This is a genomic window from Candidatus Methylomirabilota bacterium (assembly GCA_027293415.1).
Classification (GTDB): domain Bacteria; phylum Methylomirabilota; class Methylomirabilia; order Methylomirabilales; family CSP1-5; genus CSP1-5.
This window is the reverse complement of the sequence record JAPUFX010000176.1, coordinates 1-3,717: the sequence shown is the minus strand read 5'-3', so window position 1 is coordinate 3,717 and position 3,717 is coordinate 1. Positions and strand designations below refer to the sequence as shown.

The window sequence follows — 3,717 nt, the reverse complement described above, 5'->3', positions numbered from 1 at the left end:
CTCATTCGAAGATGGAACGCCTTTGCTCGGATTGCCACTTATGTGGGATGCCCGGGCCGCCCGATGCCGGCGGAGATCCGGCACGCCTACGCAGGCCCTTATGATTCCTGGCAACACAGGATTGCGACGCTCTGTTTCGTCCGGGATATCCCCCTGACACCCGCCGATCCCGCCTATGCAGCGCTAAAAAAAACCCAGGAGAATCTTTATCTGTTTCAGCAAACACCCATGTTGATTTGCTGGGGAGAAAAGGATTTCGTCTTCGACCGGGACTTTCTCAACGAGTGGATTAGACGCTTCCCAAACGCCGAGGTGCACCGATTTCCTACGGCGGGGCATTACGTTCTAGAGGAGAGTCGCGAGGCAATCATTCCGCTGGTCCGCAACTTTCTGGCCAGTCATATCCTGAATCAGCAAGCGACATGAGCAGCTCGATCAACATCGCAGCCAGCCTTTCGATCGCGGCAGCGGAGCGGCCAGCCCAACTGGCTCTCATATCCCCCCGCGGTGTCTACACCTGCCGCGAACTTGAGGAGAGAAGCAATCGCTGCGCTCAAGGGTTGTGGCAGATGGGAATTCAGCGAAAGACTCGCACCGTTCTGATGGTAAAACCTGGCATCGAGTTTCTCGTGTTGGCCTTTGCCCTGATGAAAATCAATTCGGTTCTGATTATGATCGACCCCGGTATTGGGCGGCAAAATATGAGAAAATGTCTGGAAGACTCGAAGCCGGAAGCCTTTATCGGAACCCCTTTAGCCCAGGCTGCCCGGATCTTGTTCGGCTGGGCCCGTCAGACAGTGCAACTTTGCCTAACCGTCGGTCGGTTCCGCCTTTGGAGGGGGCCGTCCTTGGACCAGATAATGCATCTCGGTGGTGCCAACCTGAGCTTCAAATCCGAACCCCCTGCAAACGACGATCCGGCCGCAATTTTGTTTACCTCCGGCAGTACGGGCGTGCCCAAAGGGGTCGTTTATACGCATGGGATGTTTTCCGCGCAAGCGAGGCTTCTTCGAGATCATTTCCGGATTCAGCCAGGTGAGATTGACCTGGCCACCTTTCCGTTGTTTGCCCTCTTTGACCCCGCCTTAGGTATGACCACGGTCTTTCCCGAAATGGATTTTACTAGACCCGGTCACGTCGATCCGCTTGAAATCATCAACCCCATTCAACGATACAAAATAACCCACATGTTTGGCTCCCCAGCGCTGCTTGATCGTGTCGCTCGGTATGGAGAGCGTTATGACATCAAACTTCCCACCCTCAGACGTGTTCTCTCGGCCGGTGCACCGGTCCCGGCAAAAGTCCTCAGGCGTTTCTCCAGCTTGTTGGAACACGATGCCGATATTCACACCCCCTATGGTGCCACAGAGGCCTTACCGGTATGCTCGATATCCGCAAGGGATGTGGCGAAGGACAGCGGCACCGGTGAGGGAAAGGGAGTTTGCGTAGGACGTCCCATCCCAGGGGTTCAGTTGACCGTCATACAAATCACCGACGAGCCGATTCAAACATGGTCGGACGATCTGCTTGTCCCTCCGTCTGAAATCGGAGAATTGGTGGTCTGGGGGCCAAATGTCTCCAGAGAATATTTCGGCCGTCCCGAGGCCAACGACCTTGCCAAAATTCATGGCCCGCAGGGCGAAGTGCGCCATCGTATGGGTGACCTCGGCTATCTGGACCAAAGGGGGCGAGTCTGGTTCTGTGGCCGCAAGTCACACCGGGTGATCACCACTCAAGGGCCCTTGTTTACCGTTCCTTGCGAAGGCATTTTCAATCAGCATCCCAAAGTCTACCGCACCGCGCTTGTCGGAGTGGGGCCCCCCCCCAGACAGAGGCCCGTGCTGTGTGTGGAATTAGAGAAGCACAGCAAAAACAAATGGAAAGGGTCGCGGCAGCTCAAACAGGAAATACTGGATCTGGGCGCTCGTCATCCCGTGACAAAGGATATCAGGACGCTATTGTTTCACCCCTCTTTCCCCGTTGACGTGCGGCACAACGCAAAAATCTTTCGTGAAAAACTCGCTGTTTGGGCAGGTAAGCAGATTTCATGAAGGCCCTGGTGACAGGCGGTGGCGGATTTTTGGGAGGTGCCATTATCAGGCGTCTGCTCGAACGTGGCCACAGCGTTCGTAGCTTTTCCCGAGGAACCTATCCTGAACTTCAATCGCTGGGTGTGGAGCTGTTTCAAGGGAGTCTTGACGACGCAAAGGCAGTAGAAGAGGCCTGCCGTGATTGCGAGGTTGTTTTCCATATTGCGGCCAAGGCGGGCATCTGGGGAGATTACAGCGAATACCATCAGACCAATGTAAGAGGTACAGAGACTGTCATCGCCGGCTGTCGTTCCCTGGGCATCTCACGGCTTGTCTATGCGAGCTCACCGAGTGTGGTGTTCGGCGGGCATGACATGGAGGGATTGGATGAGTCGGTCCCATACCCTCAGCACTACAAGGCAGCTTATCCGGCAACCAAGGCCGCCGGGGAGCGGTTGATTCTCGCCGCTAACGATGATCAGTTGGCCACCGTTTCGCTGCGCCCCCATCTTATCTGGGGACCCGGGGACAACCACCTTGTCCCTGGGATCATTGCCCGTGGGCGCGCGGGCAAACTGCGGAAAATCGGAGACAGCCCGAGATTGGTCGATCATACCTACATTGATAATGCCGCCGAGGCACATATCCTGGCCGCCGATCGATTGTCGCCCGGTTCGCGAATCTCAGGAAGGGTGTTTTTCATTTCACAGGGGCAGCCGCTGCCCCTGTGGGAGTTCATCAACCGCATCCTGAAATCGGCCGGTCTCCCACCCGTGACCCGAACTATCTCTCCTCATCTCGCCTACACCGCCGGCTGGCTGTGCGAGATCGTGTACCGGACACTACGACTCGGGGGAGAGCCTCCTATGACGCGCTTCCTTGCAGAGGAGCTGTCAACCAGACATTGGTTCAACATTACCGCTGCCCGCCAAGAGCTTGGCTACCAGCCCAAGATCAGTACGGAAGAAGGATTTAAGCGGCTCGAGGAATGGCTCAGAAAGGAGGGACACAATGAATATCAACAACAGAGAACCGGGTGACATAAACCACTCACAGCTCATCCGAAAATGCATCAAGTTGGCTGAGCAGGCCGTTCAGAAAGGGAATCACCCCTTCGGGGCATTATTGGTATTGGAGGAGGAGATCATTCTCACCGCAGAAAACACGGCCGTGACTGAGCGCGACTGGACAAGGCACGCGGAGCTGAACCTTATCAGGTTCGCAACGCAGGACCATGACGCTCAAACACTGTCCCACTGTACCCTTTACACGAGTACCGAACCCTGTGCTATGTGTTCGGGTGCAATCTATAGGGTTTCTATTCCCCGTGTGGTATTCGGATGCTCTGCCGAGGCCCTGGGGAAGATAACTGGTCGCGGTCTGGAGGTCACTTCCCGCCAGATCTTCTCAGCAGGCACAAGAACTGTCGAAGTCGTAGGGCCGATCTTAGAGGACGAAGCCGTCGAGGGTCACCGCCGCTTTTGGAAATAGGGCATGCCCGCGAGCTACGGCGCAGCGTTCAGAATCAAGTTTTATCGAACACAGGGTTTGAATCCCCGTGTTCGATAAAAGGGGAGAGCTACCGCTTCTCCCCTTTGGAAACCCCATCGGCTTTGTGCCCGCCTCAAGAGGCGGGGTTTACATTAAATCACACCCTCCTTTCCTCTTTAGGAACCTTGATGAAAGT

4 protein-coding genes are annotated in these 3,717 nt (G+C 55.6%); all 4 read left to right on the top strand.

Annotation, left to right across the window (positions count from 1 at the left end):
• Window positions 1-426: alpha/beta hydrolase (locus O6929_12295; protein ID MCZ6481167.1), on the top strand; the 426-nt coding region annotated here is incomplete at its 5' end.
• Window positions 423-2,051 (top strand): fatty acid CoA ligase family protein, encoded by a 1,629-nt coding sequence (locus O6929_12290; GenBank protein MCZ6481166.1) that lies wholly within the window; start codon window positions 423-425, stop codon window positions 2,049-2,051. The genes O6929_12295 and O6929_12290, both read left to right, overlap by 4 nt.
• The gene (locus O6929_12285; protein MCZ6481165.1) at window positions 2,048-3,070 is read left to right on the top strand and encodes an NAD-dependent epimerase/dehydratase family protein; all 1,023 of its coding nucleotides are present in this window, start codon (window positions 2,048-2,050) and stop codon (window positions 3,068-3,070) included. Before O6929_12290 ends, O6929_12285 begins: the two co-directional genes overlap by 4 nt.
• A complete protein-coding gene (locus O6929_12280; protein MCZ6481164.1) occupies window positions 3,042-3,521 on the top strand; it encodes a nucleoside deaminase in 480 nt (159 codons plus the stop codon). The genes O6929_12285 and O6929_12280 overlap by 29 nt, the downstream gene beginning before the upstream one ends.
• Window positions 3,522-3,717: the final 196 nt, after the last annotated feature.